This window comes from Pricia sp. (assembly GCF_041745955.1).
GTDB lineage: Bacteria > Bacteroidota > Bacteroidia > Flavobacteriales > Flavobacteriaceae > Pricia.
This window is the reverse complement of sequence record NZ_JBGTHY010000548.1, coordinates 1-4,319: the sequence shown is the minus strand read 5'-3', so window position 1 is coordinate 4,319 and position 4,319 is coordinate 1. Positions and strand designations below refer to the sequence as shown.

Sequence of the window (4,319 nt, the reverse complement as noted above, 5' to 3'; positions counted from 1 at the left end):
GTTCAAAATGCCGTTGATTTCCCAACCTTTTTCCTTGGCATGGGCGGCCAACCCCTTCCCGCCAAATAGACCCTGTTCTTCCCCTGATAATCCAACGAAAATTATACTGTTCTCGAAGTCGTATTTTGATAGCACCCTAGCTGCTTCCAAGGTGCCGGCCATTCCACTGGCGTTGTCGTTCGCACCGGGAGAATCGGAAGTAGCGTTGTTGGGGTCGCTGACCCGGGAATCGATATCCCCGCTCATCAAAATATAGCGGTTCGGGTATGTGGTGCCCCGTTTGATGGCCAGTACGTTTACAACCTCGACATCCTTAAAAATTCGGTCATTATCGCCTTTTTTCACGAGATTTTTCTGATAGGAGACATCCAAACAGGCTTTACAAGCTACCGAAATCTTTTCAAATTCCTTTTTTATCCATCGTCTAGCAGCCCCGATACCACGGGTTTGGGAGACCGTATCGCTGAGGGTATGACGGGTACCAAAACCTGCCAGTTTTGAAACGTCGGCCTCGATACGCTCCGAAGAAACCGCATCGATAATGTCATAAATGCGCTGGTCGGTCTGGCAGAAGCCAACCACGGAGAACGAAAGTAAAATCAGCAGGATAGTTGTTTTCATAATCATAGACTGTTTTTATCGTATAAAAGTCACTTTCGGAATTTTCCCGTTTTGGTCCTCCCCTTTCTTATTTCGTAAACCGCTTCAACAAAGCCCGCACATTCTTGATGCTATCGACATAATACCTGGCCTGCGTCTTCTGGCGGCCGACCTTGACGGTGACCGCAGTTTCAGGAAGCTCCTGAAACATGAATTCATCGGTCCAATCATCACCGATGGCGAATACGAAATCATAATCGGCCTCCCCGAATATCCGCATGGCGGCGCGACCTTTGTTCACGTTGCTGCTCTTGATTTCCATGACCTTGTTGCCGTTCAGAACGCTGAGGTCGTCGGTACCTATAAGACTGGTCAGAACGGTATTGAGTTCGGTGGCCCGCTTTTGTCCGAAATCCGGATCAGTGTTTCGGTAGTGCCAGGCCAGGGAGTAATTCTTTTCCTCGATAAAACTTCCTGGCGTGCGATCTACGAAGGATTCAAGCACCGGTCTTATCTTTTCCATCCAATCCTTTTTGACGTTTTCCAATAACTTGAAATCTTCACCGCCTGTTGAGATCCACACGCCATGTTCGACGATCATATTATATTTCTTGGGCAAGAACCATTGGGTGAACGTATCCTTATCACGTCCGCTGATCAGGTACATATCGGTGTTTTCAACGGAAGAAATTGCATCTAAAAGGGCGTAGAGTTCTTTATCGGGCGCCGCTTTTTGCGGATCGTTGTGAAAACCGGCCAAGGTACCGTCGTAATCGATGAACAATAATCTTTTCTTGGCCTTTTGATAGGCTTTGGTAATGGTGTTCATCTGGTCGACGGACATTCTTCGGGCTACATAAGAATAATCTTTTTCTTTTTGGTCCAAGAGGGAGTTCATGAAATCGTTAGCCCATTTTTCGACATTATAGCGCTCCAATCGCTTTTGCAATACGGCATTGCGCTGCTTTTGCTCCTCTACCGGCATATTGATCGCGGTTTGCAAGGCCTCGGCAATCTGCTCGAAATTATTCGGGTTGATCAATAAAGATTCGTTCATTTCGTTCGCGGAACCGGCCATTTCGCTCAGTATTAGAACGCCAGTTTGGTCGGTACGGGTAGCGATATATTCCTTGGCAACTAGATTCATGCCATCGCGCAGGGGCGTGAGCCAGGCTATATCGCTTGATGTGTAGAGATCGATCAGGTTTTCGAAGGGCATCGAGCGGTAAAAGTACCAGATGGGCGTCCAGCTAACGGTCGAAAATTCCCCGTTGATACGGCCCACCAATTCGTCCACTTCCTTTTTCAACAACTGGTATTGGGGAACGTTGGAGCGGGAGGGGACCGCCAGAACGATCAAACGTACTTTTTCTTTGTACTGCGGATATTTGTTCAGAAAATATTCAAAGGCATAGATGCGTTTGGCGATGCCCTTTGAATAGTCCAACCGATCGATGGATAGAAAGAATTTGGCGTCCGGTGCGGATTTTTTATGCGTATCTATCCGTTTTTGTAACTCCGACTTATCCTTTTCTTTGTTTTGATCGTGTTTTTTGGCGGCCTCACTAAACTTTTTATAGTCGATGCCCATGGGAAAGGAGTCCACTTTGATTACCCGGTCATCCAAGGAAATATCATTGAAACTGACTTCAAGACCCAGTAATCGACGTACCGAGCTCAAGAAATGTCGTTCGTAATCATAGGTATGGAAACCAATCAAGTCCGAACCTAAGAGCCCTTTCAAGATTTCTTCGCGCCAGGGTAGGGTTCTGAATATTTCAAAGGATGGAAAGGGAATATGCAAAAAGAACCCGATGGAAATATCAGGGCGTTTCTCCCGCACCATTTGTGGCACCAGCATCAATTGATAATCATGTACCCAAATCGTATCGTCATCATCTGCCTTTTCAAGAATCGCATCGGCAAATTTTTGATTTACTTTTTTATAGGCATCCCAATATTCCCTCTCGAATTCCGAATACTCCAAAAAATAGTGGAACAACGGCCAAACGGTGCGGTTACTGAATCCATAGTAATAACCATCAATTTCGGCTTCGGTCAGGTTTACCTTTGATGACCCGTGTTCGGCAAGCGCGGTATCGATTTTGGGGGCAAGTTCATCGGGAATTTCCTCGTCCGTCAATCCGCTCCATCCTATCCAAAGACTATCACCGCCAGAATGTACAGATTTCATGCCTGTCGCCAATCCGCCGACGCTCGGTATTGCGGTAATTTCCCCGTTGTCGATTTGTAATTGAACCGGAAGCCGGTTTGAGATTATGATAGTTTTGCCCATGGTGATTTGTGATTTTAGGATTGTCGTCGAAGGTAGCCGTATTATTTTAGCGGAATCCCCTAGAAATAGATATTATTTCTCTAAATTTCGGAAAAACCAAGGGCAAATGCAATAAGAACTCATTTAAACTTTTTTATTTGGAACCGAGAATATCCGCTTTTGTGGCCAGATGATGTCATTTTTAAGTAGCATAGCAGGGCTACGGTAATTAAAAATGGGGAAATATGGACGCATAATGATATTCGTAAGTAGAAGTAAAGGTTGAATGAGCGCTTAACGCCCATATGAATCAAGAATTTTATTGAATGGATAACTTAGATTATGGAATTATAGGGAATTGTCGAAGCGCCGCACTGGTCTCAAAAACAGGAAGTATCGACTGGTGCTGCCTGCCGGAATTCGATTCCCCGTCGGTGTTTGCCAAGTTGTTGGATGACGATATTGGAGGCAGTTTTGAGATATTGGTCGATGACAACTATACGATTACACAACGTTATAAAGAGCATACCGCAGTATTGGTAACCAAGTTCTCGGATGGGGACAACATATTCGAGGTGCGTGATTTTATGCCGCGATACCATAAGGAAGACGGCGGCTACCACGCTCCTCCCGAAATCGTAAGATATATCAGGTATATTAAAGGGAAGCCGAAATTCAAGGTGCTGTACGAACCAAAATTGGAATACGCCATCGGAGAGACCGAAACCTACATCAAACGGAATTTCGTCGCTAGCCTAACATATGCCGAAAAATTCGATACCGCTTTTCTCTATACTTCGTTCAACAAAAATGCCGTGGTGGAAGGCCGCGAAATCGATTTGAACGAAGACGGCTATTTTTTATTGGGCTACAACGAGAAAATCCTACTGCCCAATACCGAAAAAATGTATTTGGAAATGGAACGTACCAAGGTATACTGGTTAAACTGGAGCAACAACACCCCGACCTACAGAAAGTATAACGAAGAAATACACCGTAGTGCCATTACCCTAAAACTGTTAAGCTACGATAAGACAGGGGCGGTGTTGGCCGCAGCCACCACTTCACTGCCCGAAACTATTGGCGAGGTGCGGAACTGGGACTACCGTTTCTGTTGGATACGCGATGCATCGATGGTCGTAAAAGTCGTCTCCGATCTCGGCCACAAAAATATCGCAAAGCGCTACCTACAGTTTATCATCGACCTGATGCCCGATAAAGACGAGAAATTGCAGATTATGTACGGCATCAATAAAGAGAAAAAGCTGACCGAAGAGACTTTAGGGCATCTCAGTGGATATAAGGGGTCAAAGCCGGTACGGGTCGGTAACGCTGCCTACGAACAAAAACAAAACGATATCTACGGTATTTTGATGGACGTTATCTACGAACAGCTGAAACGTTTCAGTACCGATGTCGAGAACAGCGAAGAAATCTGGAGCAT

The 4,319-nt window shown here is 45.5% G+C and carries 3 protein-coding genes; 1 reads left to right on the top strand and 2 read right to left on the bottom strand.

Features of this window, described 5'->3' with window-relative positions:
- Positions 1 to 621 (bottom strand): M28 family peptidase (locus ACEW8S_RS19640; protein ID WP_373519805.1); only part of this gene is annotated, 621 nt, incomplete at its 3' end.
- A 67-nt stretch (positions 622 to 688) separates the two neighbouring features.
- Positions 689 to 2,896: a bifunctional alpha,alpha-trehalose-phosphate synthase (UDP-forming)/trehalose-phosphatase gene (locus tag ACEW8S_RS19635; RefSeq protein WP_373519804.1), complete on the bottom strand. Its 2,208-nt coding sequence runs from the start codon at positions 2,894 to 2,896 to the stop codon at positions 689 to 691.
- A gap of 305 nt (positions 2,897 to 3,201) precedes the next feature.
- Here ACEW8S_RS19635 and ACEW8S_RS19630 point away from each other — a divergent pair.
- On the top strand, positions 3,202 to 4,319 hold a 1,118-nt coding region (locus ACEW8S_RS19630; protein ID WP_373519803.1), incomplete at its 3' end, for a glycoside hydrolase family 15 protein.